Here is a 16,886-nt window from a genome sequence, read left to right as displayed (position 1 = left end):
CCACCTTGCTGTCAGCCCGCACTGCTACGCCTTATCAACCAATGCGTTCAACGGCAGCATTGTGGTGGATTTGATTTCTTCCATCGACAAAAGCGCCGTGACGTTGTGCACCCGCACCTCTGAAATCAGTGATTGATAAAAAACGTCATAGGCGCGTGCATTCTTGACCCTGACTTTGAGGATATAGTCGATGTCGCCAGCCAGCCTGTGTGCCTCTTGCACTTCGGGGTGATCGCGCAACGCTTTCAGAAACTTGCGCTGCCATTCGGCCTCGTGCTCGGACGTACGAATCAAGACGAAGAATGTCGCCTCGAATCCAAGCGCTTCGGCGTCCAGCAAAACTGTCTGCTGACCAATGATACCGGCCCCTTTGAGCTTACGGATGCGATTCCAAACCGGCGTCTTGGAACTGCCTACACGGGCCGCGATTTCATCCAGCGACTGACCCGCATCGCGTTGCAGCTCGGCCAGAATTTTCCGATCCGTTTCGTCTATTCGAACCGACATTCCAGTTTTCCTTCCAATTCGAGGTTTTCGTTCCAATTCTCAACAATAATGGAACATGTGTTCTTATTTAACCGCCCATATGGCACTTTAGCGGGAATATTTCCTATATTGGAGGCCAAGTCAAACCACACCCGAGACGATCCAATGCAGGACATGCTCACAATCAGATCCAAAGGACACGTCGACTTTGTCGGCGCCGGTCCCGGTGATCCCGAATTGCTAACGCTCAAAGCGCTCACCGCGTTTGAGCAGGCTGATATCGTACTGCATGACCGCCTGATCAGCGCACCTGTGCTGGATTTGGCCGGCCAAACCGCAGAACTGGTTGATGTCGGCAAAGCCGGGTTTGGGCCGTCCTGGAAGCAAAGCGATATTGATGCGCTTCTGGTGGACTATGCCCAAAAGGGCAAGCGCGTGGTGCGCCTCAAGTCAGGGGACCCAACCGTGTTTGGTCGTCTGGATGAAGAAATCGAAGCGGTCGAGGCCGCTGGCATTGACTGGCAAATCATCCCCGGCATTACAGCTGCATCTGCGGCTGTTGCAAGCATTGGGCAAAGCCTGACCCGTCGGGGCCGCAACTCTTCCGTGCGGTTTCTGACCGGGCACGACATGAAAGGCTTTGCCGATCATGACTGGGCCGCGCTGGCGCGCGCAGGATCGGTTGCTGCGATTTACATGGGGAAGAAATCGGCCCGGTTCATCCAAGGGCGTCTGATCATGCATGGAGCGGATCGTGCAACTCCGATCACGCTGGTCGAAAACGCCTCGCGCCCGAACCAACGCATTCTGGCCACCACATTGGACAAACTGCCAACTGATCTGGCCGCCGCTGAATTGGACGGCCCTGCCCTGACCTTCTATGGCCTTGCCCCGCGCGAAGCGGCGCAGGCCGTGACTGAATTCAATAAGGAGCTTGCCTGATGGCCCGCGCTTTTACCCCCAAAGTCGTCACCGCAAATGATCTGCTGGAAGGTGATGTGATTTATCAAACCGAAGATGACCGCTGGTCGCGCGATCTTTCCGATGCGGAACTGATCACCGATGAAGCGCACGCTCAGGTGCGTCTGCTGGATGCCGAGCGTCAGGCGAACAAGATTGTGGGTGCCTATCTGGCTGACGCCGTCGCTGGTGAACACGGCCCTGAGCCCACCCATTTTCGGGAAGACTTCCGCCGGACTGGTCCGTCCAACTATGCCCACGGCAAACAGGAATCTTCCTCGCAGCCCCGGGCCTGACCTCAGGCCCTCTCTCTCCCCTTCTTTGGCCCCAAGGTTCGGGGCTGCAACCAAGGACAGCTAGACATGTATCGCTACTCCGAGTTTGACACAGCTTTTTTGGCAGAGCGCAACAAGCAGTTCCGCGCGCAGGTCGAGCGTCGTATCGACGGCTCACTGACTGAGGATGAATTCAAACCCCTGCGCCTGATGAACGGCCTGTATCTGCAGCTGCATGCTTACATGCTGCGGGTCGCCATTCCGTACGGCACCCTGTCCAGCGCGCAGATGCGCCAGCTGGCCTTGCTGGCCGAAAAGTGGGACAAAGGCTATGGCCATTTCACCACCCGTCAGAACATTCAGTACAACTGGCCCAAGCTGAACGACGTGCCAGATATGCTGGACGCGCTTGCCGAGGTCGGCATGCACGCCATTCAGACCTCGGGCAACACCATCCGCAACGTGACGGCAGATCACTTTGCCGGTGCCGCCGCGGATGAGATCGCTGACCCGCGCCCCTATGCAGAACTGCTGCGCCAGTGGTCGACCGACCACCCGGAATTCCAGTTCATGCCGCGTAAATTTAAGATCGCCATCACCGGCAGCGAAAACGACCGCGCCGTGATCAAAGCACACGACATCGGCCTGCAACTGGTGGAGCGTGATGGTGTTTTGGGCGCGCGCGTGATCGTGGGCGGCGGACTGGGCCGGACCCCAATGATCGGCAAGGAACTGTCCGAATTCGTCGCGTTTGACGACTTGCTGGCTTACCTCGAAGCCACCGTTTCGGTTTGGAACCAGATCGGCCGCCGTGACAACAAATACAAAGCGCGCATCAAGATCACCGTGCATGAGCACGGTATCGATGCCATCCGCGCCAAGGTCAACGAGCGCTTCCTGCAGGTTCGCCCGCAGTTCAAAGGTGCCGACATGGCGCTGCTGGAAGAAATCAAGGGCCACTTTGCTGCCCCTGCCTTCCGCGAAGGTTCGGTTGCGTCGTTCGAAAGCGCCTACACCAACGATCCGGTTTTCCGTTCGTGGGTCGACACCAATATCGCACCGCACAAAAACGCGGACCACGCGATTGTCACGATCTCGATCAAGAAACATGGCGCGACGCCGGGCGATGCGACTGCCGAGCAGATGCGCGTAATGGCCGATCTGGCCGAACAGTTCGCCTATGACGAGCTGCGCATCAGCCACGAGCAGAACGTGATCCTGCCGCATGTCCACAAGTCGGACCTGCCTGCGATCCATGCAAAGCTGAAAGAGTACGAACTGGCGACCGCCAATATCGGCCTGATCAGCGACATTATTGCCTGCCCCGGCATGGACTACTGCGCGCTGGCAACGGCCCGCTCGATCCCCGTGGCGCAGGAAATCGCAACGCGTTTCGAAGACCTGAAGCTGGAGCATGATATTGGCCACCTGAAGATCAAGATCTCGGGCTGCATCAATGCATGTGGTCACCACCATGTCGGCCACATCGGCATCCTGGGCCTGGATCGTGCAGGCGTCGAGAATTACCAGATCACCCTGGGTGGCGACGCGACTGAAACCGCCGCAGTCGGCGACCGCACAGGCCCCGGATTTGCCTATGATGAAATCGTGCCGGCAGTGGAACGCATCGTCGACACATACCTGACCCAGCGGGAGAGCGCTGAAGAAACCTTCCTGGAGACCTACCGCCGCGTCGGTATGGCTCCGTTCAAGGCCGCTCTCTACCCCGAGGCTCAGGCGAATGCCGCTTGACCTGATCCAGACGGAACTGGGCAAAGATCGCAGCGAGCTGACCGAAAAAGTCGAAACGCTGAACGCCCGGTTCCGACACCACAGTGCGCATGACGTCATGCACGGCGCGCTGGAGGAAATTGACAAATTGGCTTTGGTCTCAAGCTTTGGGGCTGAGTCGGTTGTGTTGCTGCACATGGCCGCGGTGGTCGACAAGATGACCCCGGTGCTGTTCGTAGACACGCAGATGCTGTTCACCGAAACGCTGGAGTACCAGCAGGAGGTCAGCGAGCGTCTGGGCCTGAAGAATGTCCAAATCATTCGTACAGATGATGAGGATGTTCAGCGTGACGACCCTTATGGTGCGTTACGTCTGCGGGATACAGATGCGTGCTGCAACCTGCGCAAGACTTTCCCGCTGCAAAAGGCTCTGACGGGCTATTGCGGCTGGATCACCGGGCGCAAACGGTTTCAGTCGGGCACTCGCGCCGCGCTTGACTTCTTTGAGGTCGAGGACGGCACGGGCCGGATCAAGGTTAACCCGCTGGCCCATTGGGCGCGCGAAGATGTGCGCGCCTACATGGAAGAAAACAACCTGCCCCGGCATCCGCTGGTGGCCAAAGGATACCCTTCGATCGGCTGTGCGCCCTGCACCTCGCCGGTCAAAGAGGGCGAAGACCCCCGCGCCGGGCGCTGGCGCGACCAGAACAAGGAAGAATGCGGCATCCATTTTGTCGATGGCAAGATGATGCGCGCCGGAGAGAAAACATGAACGTAATCGTAACGGATGAGGGCTTTTCGCCCGATGACTGGACCGACGGCTTTGTCACTCTGGACGATGCCGCCAATGATGTGGTCGCGCTGGACGTCGCTTCGGACACCGACCCGGATGAATTGATAGACCGTTTGGGCAGTGCCAAGATGGTGCGCGTCGATTTCCCGTCCTCAGCGGATGGACGCGGCTTTACCATTGCACGCGTCCTGCGCCTGAAAGGCTACACAGGCCGCCTGCGCGCCAAAGGCCACGTGCTGGCGGACCAATACGCCATGGCCCGCCGCAGCGGTTTCGATGAGGTCGAAATTGATCACGCCCTTGCGGATCGTCAGCCCGAAGATCAGTGGTTGGCGCGTTCCAAATGGCAAGACAACAACTATCAGGCCCGCTTGCGCGGCTGACACCGCCATCGCCAGCTTGTGATGTAAGGGGGCAATCTGTCCCCTTTTCCTGACTTGGATCAAAGATTAAACGGAGATGTCGGTTTAGCTGACCGGCAGTGAAATGATGACAGAGATGAAATCCGTGAGTGAAGCAACCGCCGTTAAGGCCCCCGTTCTGCCAGATGCCCAGACTGTCACCGAGGTGAAGCACTGGACTGATAGCCTGTTCTCGTTCAAGGTCTCGCGCCCGGCCTCGCTGCGCTTTCGTTCGGGTGAGTTTGTGATGATCGGCCTTTTGGGTGATAACGGCAAACCGTTGCTGCGCGCCTATTCGATTGCGTCGCCGTCCTGGGACGAAGAGTTGGAGTTCTATTCGATCAAGGTTCAGAACGGCCCGCTGACTTCGAAACTGCAACACATCAAGCCTGGCGATCAGATCATCCTGCGCCCCAAGCCGGTTGGTACGCTGGTGCATGACGCCCTGCTGCCCGGCAAACGCCTGTGGTTCTTTGCCACCGGCACTGGCTTTGCACCTTTTGCCTCGCTGCTGCGTGAACCGCAGACCTATGAGGACTATGACGAGGTCATCATCACCCACACCTGCCGCGAAGTTGCCGAACTGGAATATGGCCGTCAGCTAATCGAAAACATCCGTCAGGACGAACTGCTGGCTGAACTGATGGGCGAAGGGTTTGCGGACAAAATCCGCTATTACCCGACCACTACCCGGGAAGACAGCCCCAAAATGGGCCGTATCACCACCCTGCTTCAGGACGGCACCGTGTTTGAAGATCTGGGCATCGAAGGCGGTATCAAGCCTGAAACCGACCGCGCGATGGTTTGTGGATCGTTGGCCTTCAACCTGGATATCAAAGAAATCCTCGAAGGGTTCGGCCTGCGCGAAGGAGCAAATTCCGACCCGAAGGAATTCGTGATCGAAAAAGCCTTTGTTGGGTAATTCCAATCTGCGTTCGGGGCTTTCCGGCTCTGAACGCGAAGAATGCCCGATAAAACAAGTTTTTTCACATCATCCTGTATTTATGCCGCTTGAAGTGCGGCGCAGCCCGGTTTAAATTCCGGGCTCGAAATTCTGCAATTATCAAAGGAATGAACCCATAGCTCGCAGACCTCACAACGCGCCGCCTCAACGAGAAACCGGCCCGCGCGTCAATGACAGAATCCGTGCCCCCGAAATTCGCCTGATTGGTGCCGAAGGTGAAAATGTCGGGGTGGTTCATCCCGCCAAAGCCATGCAACTTGCGGCCGATGCCGGCCTTGACCTTGTCGAGATCTCGCCCAATGCGAACCCGCCGGTCTGCAAGATCATGGATTTCGGCAAATACAAATACGAACAGCAAAAACGCGAAAGCGAAGCCCGCAAGAAGCAAAAAGTCATCGAGGTGAAAGAGGTCAAATTCCGGCCTAACACCGATACCCATGACTACGACGTCAAGATGAAGAACGTCGTCAAGTTTCTTGAGAAAGGTGACAAGGTCAAAGTCACGCTACGGTTCCGCGGACGTGAAATGGCGCACCAGAACCTGGGGCGCGAGCTGTTGGAGCGTGTGGCCGAGGACATCAAGGAAATCGGCAAGGTTGAAAACATGCCGAAGATGGAAGGCCGTCAGATGATCATGATGATCGGCCCGCTTCCCCAGAAATAAGCCAAACACAGGCTGCAAGATCACAGGCTCTCGCTGGATTGGCGAGAGCCTTTTCGTTTCTACAACTGTTAGATGACCGCGTTCAACGCCCGCTGCAATTTGCCAACAAGTTCGTCAATCTGCGCGTCTTCGATGATGAACGGAGGTGCCAGCAGAATGTGATCCCCGTTTCGCCCATCCCGTGTCCCTGCCATGGTGTAACAGATCAGGCCTTCAGCCATTGCGGCCTTCTTCACCTTTCCGGCGATGCCCAGGGACGGATCGAACGGAGCTTTCGTGCCCCGATCCGAAACCAACTCAATACCTCGGAACAACCCGCGCCCACGCAGATCGCCCACATTCGGGTGTTGACCAAACGCAGCCTCCAGGGCCGATTGCACTTTGTCCCCCATGACCCCGGCGCGGGCTGGCAAGTCTCGTTCCGTCAGCTCACGGACCACTGCGAGCGCAGCAGCTGTGGCAACTGGGTGACCGATATAGGTGTGCCCATGTTGGAAAAACCCTGACCCATCCCGAATTGCATCATAGATCGCACCAGTGCACAGCATGGCTCCGATCGGTTGATATCCGGCCCCTAAGCCTTTGGCGATGCACAGTATATCAGGCTCGATGCCGTCATGATCGCAGGCAAACAGGTGACCTGTACGCCCCATGCCACACATTACTTCATCCAGGATCAACAGCACCCCGTATTGGTCGCAGATTTCTCGGATACGTTTGAAATACCCTTCAACCGCCGGAACCGCGCCGAGCGTTGCACCAACCACCGGTTCCGCCATGAACGCCATGACAGTCTCGGGGCCCAGGCGCAGGATTTCGACCTCTAGCTCGTTGGCAACGCGCTGACCATAGTCAAAGCTGCTTTCGCCCTCGGGTTTTTCGGCATATTCATAACAGGCCGAAATATGGGCCATCTCGATCAGCATGGGCGCGAACTGAGCCCGCCTCCAGGCGTTTCCCCCGGCAGACAAAGCCCCAAGCGTATTGCCGTGATAACTCTGTTTGCGCGCGATGACGTGCCGACGCTCGGGCTGACCAATTTCAAGGAAATACTGACGTGCCAGTTTGATCGCCGCCTCGGTTGCCTCGGACCCGCCCGACACAAAATATACCCGGTCCAAATCGCCCGGCGCGTGCTGGATCAACAGGTCCGCCAGCGCCTCAGCCGGTTCAGAGGTCATGAAACCGCTGTGGGCAAAGGCGATCTGTTCCACCTGTTCTTGAACGGAGCGGATCACTGCAGGGTTGGAATGCCCCAGGCAAGACACGGCCGCGTCACCGCAGTCCAGGTACCGCTTGCCTTGCGCGTCAATCAGATAGCAGCCATCCCCACCTGCTGCGATGGGCAGGTCCGATTTGGTGTGGCGCGGGAATACGTGACTCATGTTCTGGCCTTTCCAAGCAGTTCAACCAAAGCTGCGACCGAAGCCGCATTATCCGCCCACGGCGTGCCATCCGGCCCCGTCAGGCTGTTTTCAAATCCAACGCGCACATCACCCCCGCGCCGCGCTGCTTCGGCCAGACAGGCGTGTTCTTGTGCGCCAAACGCGCAGACCATCCAGCTGTTTTGACAATCCGGGAAGGCATCCAGATCTGCCGGTACAGATTGCTGACCTTCACTATAGCGTCCCAGAACAAACAACCGGTCCGTCTGATCCTTACGGACAATGCCGTCCTGCTGCCACTGATCCAACAGCCGCGCGTCTTCCGCATCGTACAGAATATGCTGCACCCGCGTTCCCTGATCGGCGCAGAGCGCATAGACACGCGGTGCAAGGTAGGGGTCGCGCGCAATTTCTCGTACCGAAATCGACGCCCAGTCCGGTTGCACCTGTTTCAAGCAGGCAAGCTGCGCAGGAACGTCGAACAGCCCTGCCGCTTCGGTTGTGATTTGAACATCCAACCCCGGCGCAATGCGGCGCAATTCGGCGATCGTTTCCAGATATGATCCAGCGTCCAGCGAGTGCTGACCCTTCGCGTCCCGTACATGAACATGAATGCCCTGCGCCCCTGTAAGGTGGCAGGCCCGCGCAGTTTTGACGATCTGATCTATCGTGACCGGCAGGGCAGGATGATCTGCTGCAGTTCGCCGCGCGCCATTGGGCGCGACTAGAATATAGAGGGTTTTGTTGTCGTCGGCAGGGATGGGATTCATCTGTTCTTTCCTTGTACAAGGTTGCACCTAGACCCCACTCCATTCGTTTTCAATTTACCCCATAGAAAACATATGTTTTTATTATAGCCATGACCCCTACCCTGATGGCACTCACGGATCAGTTAAGGCGCGAGATCGATAAGATGCCTGCGCAAATGCAGGTAGCGGCGAAGTATGTTGTCGATCATCCTGGCGACTTTGGGCTGAACCCGATCCGCGAAACCGCCGACAGGATCGGCATCAGTTCAAACGTGTTGGTACGGCTTGCGCAGCGCCTGGGCTTTGACAGCTTCGACGCTTTTCGCCAACCGTTTCGCCGCGCCTTGACGACAGACAGTGAAGACCGTCTGGGGCAAGGCTGGTTAGAAGCTCCGGCGGGACAAGACCCGTTTCATCTGGCGCAAGTCAAATTCGCTCAGAACGAGATGAATGTTGTTTCGCGATCCCTGCGCCTGATGGATCCGCATCTGACGCAACACGCCATCGGGCACATGGTTTCCGCGCGGCGCTGTTACGTTACCGCGACCCGGTCCAGCCACGCCCTGGCCTATTACTTTCACTACGCAGGCCGCATGGCCCATCCCGGATTGCAACTGGTGCCCCGCCACATGGGGTCAGCTATCGACGATTTAGTCGAGGCCAAAGATGAAGACTGTTTGTTTGCCATCACCGTCCATCCCTATTCCGCCGACACAATCCAGTCGATGCGATTTGCTCGTGACAGGTCCATGCGCATCGTGTTGCTGTCGGACAGCGAGGTGATCGCACCCGGGGTTGAACCGGATGTGGTTCTGCCTGTCAGCACCCGGACATTGCACCCATTCTCAAGCTTTTCCGGCGCGATGGCCGTGTTGGAATGTTTGCTCGGGCATCTTTTTGAGGCCAGCGGCAAAGAGGCCCGGGACCGCGTGGAACAGTATCAAAAAGCAAGGGAAGACACGGGCGCCTATTGGCGGCCCGGTGTTTTGCCAAAGCTCAGGAAGCCCTAACAACCTGGCTGCGTCGCGGCCCGCGCGCAGCTATTCGGCTAGGTTTTCCGTTTAGCACGGGGCTGCGGTCTGGTCGGGATTTCCTTTAGAAGCCCGCCAACCCCCATCGCTGCAATGTCTGCACCCCTAGTCTCAATTCCACACGCGATTCTGGATAGAACCCAATCGGCACCGTTCAACGCCGGAGAGCGCGCGCAACCGGGCAATCCAATCACCGGGCGATCTTGCAAGGCGCCCAAAAACAAGAGGTTTCCCGGATCCACCGGCATTCCAAAGCGATCCACCTGCCCGCCAGCCAGACGCACAGCCGACGGTGCTACATCTTCAGTGTCCGACGTCGCAGACCCTGTCAGGATCATCAGCACATCCCCATCGCTTTGCGAGACTGCTTCGGCCAGAGCTTCGACCCGGTGCGGAACGATCTGCACATCACACAGGTTCATATCCAGCAACTCGACCCGCCCTCGAATGGCGGCAATCCCTTTCTCATTTGATGGTCCGCCCGGAATGTCCGTCACGATCAGCCCGGCTGTTTGGTGAACCGGACGCGCCAAACGTATTGCGCCCTGTGCCAAACCGGCGGCGCGTTGGACATCCTCTGCCGGCACAGCGTAAGAGATGACCTTGATGGTCGCCACCATACCACCTGGTCCCATTTGCTGATGCTGGGGCACCGTGGCCACTGTGATCATCGGATTGACTTGGTTGAACCGCTCAAGCGCAGCGACATCCAGAACGGCCACCCCCGGTCCATCGGCCAAAAGGTTGACCCGCCCGGTAAACGCCTCGGTCACGCGCAGGTTGGCTGCGGCAGCATCAGGCGCAAGGGCTGCCGCCAAGTTACGTGCGGCCTCGTCCTCATGGCAGTCACCGGTATCAAGCTGTGCGACAATGACTTCGCTTAGACCAGCTTGCGTCAACTGCACGATATGTTCGGGCTGCAATGCCAGTCCCTTTCGCAGCTTGCGCCCACCTGCAGTGACCGAATGCGCCAGAATGGCCCCTTCGGCCTGCGCTACGGGAACCGGGCCAAACCTCATGCTTTGCCCCGCAAGACCGCTGTCATCTGAGCAAGAATAGCAACGGCGATTTCTGCAGGTCCCGCAGCACCAATATCCAATCCGATCGGGCCGTGAATTCTGGAAATCTGTTCCTCAGTGAACCCTGCAGCTTTCATGCGATCCACCCGTTTGGCATGGGTGCGCGTCGAGCCCAGAGCGCCGATATAAAATACACCTGCATCAAGTGCCGCTTGCAGCGCCGGGTCGTCCAGCTTGGGATCATGGGTCAGCAAGACAATGGCGGTCCGCGCGTCCAGCCCCAGCTTGGCCACCGCTTCGTCCGGCCAATCAGTCAGGATCGTTTCCCCCGGAAATCGCGCGCTGGATGCAAAGGCATCGCGCGGATCAATGATGGCCGGATCATAGCCCGCAATACGCGCCATCGGTACAAGTGCCTGTGCGATATGGACGGCACCCACAACGATCAGCCGCAAAGGTGGGTTGTGAACCGCCACAAAGGTTTCGCCGTCCTCCTCAAAACCGGACCGATCCATACGCAGCCGTTCCGCATAAACGTTGCGGCGCAAAGCCCTGTGCCCGGTGTTTGTATTCACTTCATACGCCACCGGCTCGCGTGCGGCACGGGCTGCGACCAATTCTGCCAGCATGGGCTCGGGCAGGACCTTTCCAATGGGTTCGACCAGAACACGGATCGTTCCGCCGCAGGCCAGACCAACGGCAAAGGCATCCTCGTCGCTGACACCAAATTCCAAAAGCCGGGCTTCGCCCTCGTCCAAGGCTTCAAGCGCTTCAACGATCACCGCACCTTCTACGCAGCCGCCGGAAACCGAGCCTTCAATCCGCCCGTCGCCGCCGATCACCAGTTGAGACCCTACGCGTCTTGGCGCGCTGCCCCAGGTTTCGACAACGGTCGCCAAGGCCGCGCCCCGCCCGCTGCGGTGCCAGTCCAAAGCCGTTTCCGGGCTGTTGTCGAATCGCTCCATCAAACCCTCCAGATGTCACCCGTTTCCAACATAGGCAGGATTGACGCGAAGAAAAGCGCGGCAGTCTTGCCAAAAGGTCTATGTCTACTCTTTTTCAACGCTATCAATGGCTGAACCGCATTCAACAAATCATAGGATTGATTGTTAGGTGTCAGAGCTCTAGCTTGCACATGCAACCGGTATTTTACCGGACTGCGTATCCAAAATTTATATATCGGAGACAAGCAGTTGAAACGTTTTTTGACACTGGGTGCCGCAGTAGGTCTTTTGGCCTCGACGGCGGCGTGGGCTGACACATTCCAACGGTATGGAGAAGTCGAGGGCTGGAAAGTCTTCATCGACAATGAACGGAAATCCTGCCTGATCGAGGCCGTGGATGATGCGGAAAACGTCGTGCAGATGGGTCTGACCGAAGATCGCAGCGTCGGTTATGTCGGTGTGTTCACCAAAGCCGATACCGATATCAAACGGGGCGAGACGCAAGAGGTTGCGATCCTGATTGGTGACAACATCTACTTGGGTGAAGCCACTGGTATGAAAGGCAACATCACCAAGGGTTATTCAGGCGGCTACATTCTGTCGGACAACCCTCAATTCGCGGACGATCTGGCCAAGAAAAAGGTCATGATCGTGTTCCCCGAGACAGCGTATGCCTTCACTGTTGATCTGACCGGCACATACAAAGCCATGGAAATGGCGCGTAAGTGCAATGACGAGCAGCTGTCGTAATCGACTAACCGGAAAGCGCGGCCATCAGCCGGGCTTTCTGACCCTGGTCGTCGGTTTTTGAAATCACGTCGGCCAGGTCTTCGAGTGAGGCAATGGAATGCCCTGCCCGGAAACTGTCCACATGCGGCAGCATGGTCGCCACGCCTTGCGCTTTTGGGGCGAACCCATCCCAGCGCAGCAACGGATTCAGCCAGATCAGCCGTTTTGAAGACAGGTGCAGGCGCTCGATCTCTTTCTGCAGAACCTTAGGCTCGCCCCGTTCCAGCCCATCCGTAATGAGCAAAACAACCGCCCCCTGCCCCATGACCCGGCGCGACCAGTCACGGTTGAATTGGTGAAGGCACTCTCCTATACGCGTGCCGCCTTCCCAATCCTGCGCCTCGGCCCCGGCGGCGGCAAGCGCTGCATCCACATCCCGTTGACGTAAATGTCGGGTGATGTTGGTCAGGCGGGTGCCGAAAGTGAAAGCGTGAACTTTGGCCCAGCCCGCCCCCTTGGCATTCGATACCGTATGCAGGAAATGCAGGATAATCCGACTGTACTGGCTCATCGATCCTGAGATATCACACAACGCCACAAGGTTAGGCCAGCGTGGCTTGGGCTGCAGCCTGTAGATATCGTGCAGCTTGCCGCCTTGCCGCATAGCCCCGCGCAAGGTGCGGGCCCGGTCTATGCGGTGCCCAAGATGGCTCGCCTGCCCCCGGCGCGACTCGATGGGTTTGACCGGCAGAGTCATCCGCGCCAAGACGCGTTTGGCTTGCGCTATTTCAGCGGTGCTCATCTGTTCAAAATCCAGATTGCGCAGTCGTTCCTCGGATGACGCCGTCTGAGTGGCGTCTATCTCGATTTCAGTTTCGCCTTCGTCTTGCGCGGCGGGTTCAGGCATATCCCGTTCAACGCCGTCCAACAGTGCCTCGGCCGCCCGTTTTTCACCCGCGTCCGCTTTACGCTCTTCCTGCACGCCGCGAATGGCGGGCAGCATCATGGCCATCATGTGTTCCATGTATCGCGGATCGCGCCAGTACATTCGGAAGACTTGCGCGAACACCGTTCGATGTTCCGGGCGGTTCACAAAACAGGCGTGCAGAGTCCAATAAAAGTCTCGTTTCCTAGTAAACCCAGCCGCCTGCACGGCGTTGATGGCATCAATCACGCGCCCTGGGCCAATTGGCAAACCCGCCTTTCTAAGGGCACGGGCGAAGTGCGTGATATTCTGCGCCAGCTTTGGATTGTCCGGTATGTCCAGAGGGAGTTGTTCTGCCATCAGCATCCATGGGGGCTCTGCCCCCATACCCCCGGAGTATTTGTGAAAAGATGAAGCATCAGGCCGGTTCGAGGGTGGCCTTGGCCTCGTCCAGAATGCGTTTCGCCTCGGACCCTTGCAGTTTCTGGATGTCGTCCTGGTATTTCAGGATTGCGCCCAGAGTGTCGCCGATCACCTCTGGGCTGAGGTTCATCACATCCAGCGCCAGCAGACATTTGGCCCAGTCAATGGTCTCGGCCACACCGGGTTTCTTGAACAAGTCCTCGGTGCGTAGCCGTTGAACAAAGGCCACGACCTCACGGCTGAGCGCATCAGCCGCTTCAGGTGCACGGGCGTGCAGGATTGCCATCTCGCGCTCGAAGTCCGGGTAATCGACCCAATGATAAAGGCAGCGGCGTTTGAGGGCGTCATGCACCTCGCGCGTGCGGTTTGACGTGACAATGACAACGGGCGGCTCGGGCGCTTTGACGGTGCCGAGTTCCGGGATCGTGACCTGAAAATCGCTGAGGGCCTCAAGCAGGAAGGCTTCAAAAGGTTCGTCGGTGCGGTCCAGTTCGTCGATCAGTAGAACCGGCGCGCCATGTTTATCAGGCCGCATCGCTTGCAACAAGGGGCGTTCGATCAGGTATTCGTCTGAGAACAATTCCGCCTGAAGCGCGCTTCGGTCCGCCCCGCCCGACGCCTCAGCCGTACGGATCGCCACCATCTGCGCCGGAAAGTTCCACTCGTAAACAGCAGAGGACGCATCCAGACCTTCGTAGCATTGCAGGCGGATCAGGCGACGTTTTAACCCCGCAGCCAGTGCTTTGGCGATCTCGGTTTTCCCAACGCCTGCTTCACCTTCCAGAAACAGCGGTCGGCCCAGTTTCAACGACAGAAAAACAACAGTCGCAAGGGCGCGTCCGCAGACATAGCCCTGGGCTCCCAACATCTGCTGCACGGCATCAATTGAATTTGGTTGCGTCATGGACCCCTCTCTCCTTAGCGGACAAACAGGTCATGCACCGACCTGCGCGTCAAGACCTCGCGCCAAGACACAGCTACGACGTTCGGGTTGGTTGACAAGTTTTTTCACCAACGCGTGCGGTCGCGGTTGGTCTTTTTCAACAGCTATGCTAGCGGAAGCCCATGACCGATACCCTCACGATCCGCCGCCCCGACGACTGGCATCTGCACCTGCGCGATGGCGCCATGCTGCAGGCCGTTCTGCCCGAAACTGCACGCCATTTTGGCCGTGCGATCATTATGCCCAATCTGGTGCCTCCGGTCGTGACCGGCGCGCACGCCGCAGCGTATCGCGACCGCATCATGGCCGCGCTGCCCGACGGTATGACGTTTGAGCCGTTGATGACACTTTATCTGACCGAGGATACGGACCCGGACGATCTGGCGGCTGCCCATGCAAGCGGTTTGGTCAAGGCCGTGAAGCTGTACCCCGCAGGGGCTACGACCAACTCGCATTCCGGTGTGCGGAACTTTGACAACGTGCGTCCTGTGCTGGAGCGTATGGCCGAGATTGGCCTGCCCCTGTGTGTGCACGGCGAAGTCACCGATGCCGAGATCGACATTTTCGACCGTGAGGCCGTGTTCATCGACCGTGTACTGGACCCGATCCGAAAGGCCACTCCGGGTCTGCGCGTGGTGATGGAGCATATCACCACCCGAGACGGTGTTCAGTATGTCAAAGCCAATGAGGCAAACCTGGGCGCAACAATCACGGCGCATCACCTGATCATCAACCGCAACCACATTCTGGTTGGCGGGATCAAACCGCATTATTACTGCCTGCCCGTCGCCAAACGTGAAGAGCATCGGTTGGAACTTCTAAATGCCGCGACCTCGGGCGATCCGCGTTATTTCCTTGGCACCGACAGCGCGCCGCATACGGATGAGAACAAGGAAATGGCCTGTGGTTGCGCGGGATGTTTCACAGCGACCAACACCATGTCCCTGGTGGCCGAGATGTTCGACCGCGAAGGCGCATTGGACAAGCTGGAAGGCTTTGTGTCGCTGAATGGCCCTGCGTTCTATCGCCTGCCCGTGAACGAAGGCACCATTACGTTGACCAAGGGCGAGCCAGTCGAATACCCCGACAAGATCGAAACCGGAGACGGACCCGTCACCGTTTTCGACCCCGGCTTTCCGTTGCATTGGCGCGTGGTTTAACCTGTCAGTTTGACAGCCAGATCGCGGGCGCGACCTCCGGTGCGCAGCATTGACCAGATCGCGTCCGCCTTATCCGTGCCGATCAACTTGGCCGCTTTGGCACGTACACGATCTTCGCGGTCAGACAGCGATATAGGGTTCAGCAAATCATGGGTTGCTTCACGGCGGATACCATCGCGGCGCAGCAAAGCCAGATTGGCTTGCGTTTCTGACAAGCTTTCATCTGCTTCAACCGTGATGCGGTCGCGCAAGGACGTAATGCGTGGGTCAGCGCAAACCTTGTCCGTATAACTGCCGGGCAATGCGGTATCATATCCCAGCGCCTGCATCGCGATGACAGTGCGATATGAGAATTTAGCCCCCAACCCGGTTGCAGGTGTCAGCTGATTGCAAACACTCATCCAACGCGGATGGGTTTTGATCTTGATCTCGGCCACTTCAGGCTCGGCGATGTCCAGTTCCCGCGCTGCTTCGAGCGCGGCGTGCAAGCCGTGACAACAGGCGTGGAACTTGTGACTAACGCTTTCGAACAACCATTCATCGCCCAAACCGTCCAGCGCACTTAAATCCGCCGCGCCCTGATGGGTTGCGCCAAATCCAAACGGGCCTTCCAGTGCATCGGCATTGGCCTCAAACCCGTGATGCACCAACAAGGCAGTTTCGACCCCTGCAGCGGCAGCAAGACCTGCGTTGTAGGGCTTTCCCATCGTCCCGAACTGAGCCTTCAGCCCCGCAGCCCGTGTCGCTGTAAGCCCCAGAACGGATCGCATCTGCCCCGCATCGAAGCCCAACAATCGCCCTGCGGCGACGGCGGCCCCAAATGCACCAGACGTGGCTGTCTGATGAAACCCGACCTGATAGTGGCCCCGACCCAACCACAGGCCAACACGAATTGAGGTTTCCATCCCAATCAAAGCGGCTTCGAGCAAGTCGACCAGAATACGATCATCCCACTCGGCCACAGCAAGCGCCGCCGGAAGGATGGCAACAGACGGATGCCCGATATGGGCAAAATGCGTGTCGTCATAATCCAGCGCATGAGACACGGTGCCATTCACCAACGCGGCTCCGCGCAATGGCGCTTCACCGCCGCCAAATAGATGGGCCTGTGCCTGACCACCCTCCTCCAGAACCATCTTGCGAATGATGGATGAGACAGGTTCGTTCGCACCCGCTCGACCAACCGCAACCCAGTCCAGCACGGACAGAGACGTCACAATCCGCGCCTGAGATGTCGTTGAAATCGGTCCCGCCGCAAACGCGGCCAATGATGTAGTGAAATCCGTCATGGGCGCAGTCTAGCG

General features: G+C 58.1%; 18 protein-coding genes. 10 read left to right on the top strand and 8 right to left on the bottom strand.

Going from position 1 to position 16,886, the window contains the following annotated elements:
- Positions 1 to 24 precede the first annotated feature (24 nt).
- On the bottom strand, positions 25 to 507 hold the full coding sequence (locus tag GS636_RS00855; RefSeq protein ID WP_171089735.1) for an Lrp/AsnC family transcriptional regulator: 483 nt from the start codon (positions 505 to 507) through the stop codon (positions 25 to 27).
- A 144-nt stretch (positions 508 to 651) separates the two neighbouring features.
- Here GS636_RS00855 and cobA point away from each other — a divergent pair, with 144 nt between their 5' ends.
- The 7 genes from cobA (at position 652) to infC (ending at position 6,274) form a co-directional block, all read left to right on the top strand.
- Complete coding sequence (gene cobA, locus GS636_RS00850) at positions 652 to 1,428, top strand: uroporphyrinogen-III C-methyltransferase (RefSeq protein ID WP_171182979.1); 777 nt, start codon at positions 652 to 654, stop codon at positions 1,426 to 1,428.
- A complete protein-coding gene (locus GS636_RS00845) occupies positions 1,428 to 1,742 on the top strand; it encodes a DUF2849 domain-containing protein (RefSeq protein WP_171182977.1) in 315 nt (104 codons plus the stop codon). The genes cobA and GS636_RS00845 overlap by 1 nt, the downstream gene beginning before the upstream one ends.
- Before the next feature lie 66 nt (positions 1,743 to 1,808).
- On the top strand, positions 1,809 to 3,473 hold the full coding sequence (locus GS636_RS00840) for a nitrite/sulfite reductase (protein ID WP_171668131.1): 1,665 nt from the start codon (positions 1,809 to 1,811) through the stop codon (positions 3,471 to 3,473).
- Positions 3,463 to 4,224 carry a phosphoadenylyl-sulfate reductase gene (locus GS636_RS00835; RefSeq protein ID WP_171182973.1) on the top strand — a complete coding sequence of 254 codons (762 nt, stop codon included), beginning with the start codon at positions 3,463 to 3,465 and terminating at the stop codon, positions 4,222 to 4,224. Before GS636_RS00840 ends, GS636_RS00835 begins: the two co-directional genes overlap by 11 nt.
- A complete protein-coding gene (locus tag GS636_RS00830; RefSeq protein WP_171668130.1) occupies positions 4,221 to 4,628 on the top strand; it encodes a DUF934 domain-containing protein in 408 nt (135 codons plus the stop codon). The genes GS636_RS00835 and GS636_RS00830 overlap by 4 nt, the downstream gene beginning before the upstream one ends.
- A gap of 106 nt (positions 4,629 to 4,734) precedes the next feature.
- Positions 4,735 to 5,568: a ferredoxin--NADP reductase gene (locus GS636_RS00825; RefSeq protein ID WP_171089722.1), complete on the top strand. Its 834-nt coding sequence runs from the start codon at positions 4,735 to 4,737 to the stop codon at positions 5,566 to 5,568.
- A 157-nt stretch (positions 5,569 to 5,725) separates the two neighbouring features.
- Positions 5,726 to 6,274: a translation initiation factor IF-3 gene (infC, locus tag GS636_RS00820; protein ID WP_171091146.1), complete on the top strand. Its 549-nt coding sequence runs from the start codon at positions 5,726 to 5,728 to the stop codon at positions 6,272 to 6,274.
- Between the two features lie 68 nt (positions 6,275 to 6,342).
- On the opposite strand, the gene GS636_RS00815 is transcribed toward infC, so the two are convergent.
- Both GS636_RS00815 and GS636_RS00810 read right to left on the bottom strand, forming a co-directional pair.
- Positions 6,343 to 7,659, bottom strand: coding sequence for an aspartate aminotransferase family protein (locus GS636_RS00815; protein WP_171668129.1), 1,317 nt, complete (start codon positions 7,657 to 7,659; stop codon positions 6,343 to 6,345).
- Positions 7,656 to 8,429, bottom strand: a complete 774-nt coding sequence (locus GS636_RS00810; RefSeq protein WP_171668128.1) for a 3-keto-5-aminohexanoate cleavage protein — start codon at positions 8,427 to 8,429, stop codon at positions 7,656 to 7,658. Before GS636_RS00810 ends, GS636_RS00815 begins: the two co-directional genes overlap by 4 nt.
- Positions 8,430 to 8,533: 104 nt before the next feature.
- On the opposite strand from GS636_RS00810, the gene GS636_RS00805 reads away from it, so the two are divergent.
- On the top strand, positions 8,534 to 9,418 hold the full coding sequence (locus GS636_RS00805) for a MurR/RpiR family transcriptional regulator (protein WP_253762610.1): 885 nt from the start codon (positions 8,534 to 8,536) through the stop codon (positions 9,416 to 9,418).
- 38 nt (positions 9,419 to 9,456) lie between these two features.
- Here the strand turns inward: GS636_RS00805 and GS636_RS00800 are convergent, their stop codons facing one another.
- Together GS636_RS00800 and GS636_RS00795 are read right to left on the bottom strand one after the other, a co-directional pair.
- Complete coding sequence (locus tag GS636_RS00800) at positions 9,457 to 10,458, bottom strand: molybdopterin-binding protein (RefSeq protein ID WP_171182962.1); 1,002 nt, start codon at positions 10,456 to 10,458, stop codon at positions 9,457 to 9,459.
- Positions 10,455 to 11,423 (bottom strand): XdhC family protein, encoded by a 969-nt coding sequence (locus tag GS636_RS00795; RefSeq protein WP_171668126.1) that lies wholly within the window; start codon positions 11,421 to 11,423, stop codon positions 10,455 to 10,457. The genes GS636_RS00800 and GS636_RS00795 overlap by 4 nt, the downstream gene beginning before the upstream one ends.
- A 228-nt stretch (positions 11,424 to 11,651) precedes the next feature.
- Between GS636_RS00795 and GS636_RS00790 the strand changes: the two genes are divergently transcribed.
- Entirely contained in the window at positions 11,652 to 12,152 is a 501-nt protein-coding gene (locus tag GS636_RS00790; RefSeq protein ID WP_171089709.1) for a hypothetical protein, read from the top strand.
- A 4-nt stretch (positions 12,153 to 12,156) separates the two neighbouring features.
- Here GS636_RS00790 and GS636_RS00785 read toward each other — a convergent pair whose 3' ends face one another.
- Both GS636_RS00785 and GS636_RS00780 read right to left on the bottom strand, forming a co-directional pair.
- Complete coding sequence (locus GS636_RS00785; protein WP_171668125.1) at positions 12,157 to 13,416, bottom strand: VWA domain-containing protein; 1,260 nt, start codon at positions 13,414 to 13,416, stop codon at positions 12,157 to 12,159.
- A 58-nt stretch (positions 13,417 to 13,474) separates the two neighbouring features.
- A complete protein-coding gene (locus GS636_RS00780) occupies positions 13,475 to 14,383 on the bottom strand; it encodes a MoxR family ATPase (protein ID WP_171668124.1) in 909 nt (302 codons plus the stop codon).
- 161 nt (positions 14,384 to 14,544) lie between these two features.
- Between GS636_RS00780 and pyrC the strand changes: the two genes are divergently transcribed.
- Entirely contained in the window at positions 14,545 to 15,582 is a 1,038-nt protein-coding gene (pyrC, locus tag GS636_RS00775) for a dihydroorotase (protein ID WP_171668123.1), read from the top strand.
- Here pyrC and GS636_RS00770 read toward each other — a convergent pair.
- Positions 15,579 to 16,871 carry an MmgE/PrpD family protein gene (locus GS636_RS00770; RefSeq protein WP_171668122.1) on the bottom strand — a complete coding sequence of 431 codons (1,293 nt, stop codon included), beginning with the start codon at positions 16,869 to 16,871 and terminating at the stop codon, positions 15,579 to 15,581. The two genes, pyrC and GS636_RS00770, sit on opposite strands and share 4 nt — an antisense overlap.
- Between the last annotated feature and the right edge of the window lie 15 nt (positions 16,872 to 16,886).

Source organism: Ruegeria sp. HKCCD4884 (assembly GCF_013110855.1).
GTDB lineage: Bacteria > Pseudomonadota > Alphaproteobacteria > Rhodobacterales > Rhodobacteraceae > Ruegeria.
This window is presented reverse-complemented; position numbering and strand designations above follow the sequence as displayed.

Coding starts and splice junctions, on each gene's coding strand:
- GS636_RS00855 (WP_171089735.1), bottom strand. CDS start 507: ATGTCGGTTCGAATAGACGAAACGGATCGGAAAATTCTGGCCGAGCTG.
- cobA (WP_171182979.1), top strand. CDS start 652: ATGCAGGACATGCTCACAATCAGATCCAAAGGACACGTCGACTTTGTC.
- GS636_RS00845 (WP_171182977.1), top strand. CDS start 1,428: ATGGCCCGCGCTTTTACCCCCAAAGTCGTCACCGCAAATGATCTGCTG.
- GS636_RS00840 (WP_171668131.1), top strand. CDS start 1,809: ATGTATCGCTACTCCGAGTTTGACACAGCTTTTTTGGCAGAGCGCAAC.
- GS636_RS00835 (WP_171182973.1), top strand. CDS start 3,463: ATGCCGCTTGACCTGATCCAGACGGAACTGGGCAAAGATCGCAGCGAG.
- GS636_RS00830 (WP_171668130.1), top strand. CDS start 4,221: ATGAACGTAATCGTAACGGATGAGGGCTTTTCGCCCGATGACTGGACC.
- GS636_RS00825 (WP_171089722.1), top strand. CDS start 4,735: ATGACAGAGATGAAATCCGTGAGTGAAGCAACCGCCGTTAAGGCCCCC.
- GS636_RS00815 (WP_171668129.1), bottom strand. CDS start 7,659: ATGAGTCACGTATTCCCGCGCCACACCAAATCGGACCTGCCCATCGCA.
- GS636_RS00810 (WP_171668128.1), bottom strand. CDS start 8,429: ATGAATCCCATCCCTGCCGACGACAACAAAACCCTCTATATTCTAGTC.
- GS636_RS00805 (WP_253762610.1), top strand. CDS start 8,534: ATGGCACTCACGGATCAGTTAAGGCGCGAGATCGATAAGATGCCTGCG.
- GS636_RS00800 (WP_171182962.1), bottom strand. CDS start 10,458: ATGAGGTTTGGCCCGGTTCCCGTAGCGCAGGCCGAAGGGGCCATTCTG.
- GS636_RS00795 (WP_171668126.1), bottom strand. CDS start 11,423: ATGGAGCGATTCGACAACAGCCCGGAAACGGCTTTGGACTGGCACCGC.
- GS636_RS00785 (WP_171668125.1), bottom strand. CDS start 13,416: ATGGCAGAACAACTCCCTCTGGACATACCGGACAATCCAAAGCTGGCG.
- GS636_RS00780 (WP_171668124.1), bottom strand. CDS start 14,383: ATGACGCAACCAAATTCAATTGATGCCGTGCAGCAGATGTTGGGAGCC.
- pyrC (WP_171668123.1), top strand. CDS start 14,545: ATGACCGATACCCTCACGATCCGCCGCCCCGACGACTGGCATCTGCAC.
- GS636_RS00770 (WP_171668122.1), bottom strand. CDS start 16,871: ATGACGGATTTCACTACATCATTGGCCGCGTTTGCGGCGGGACCGATT.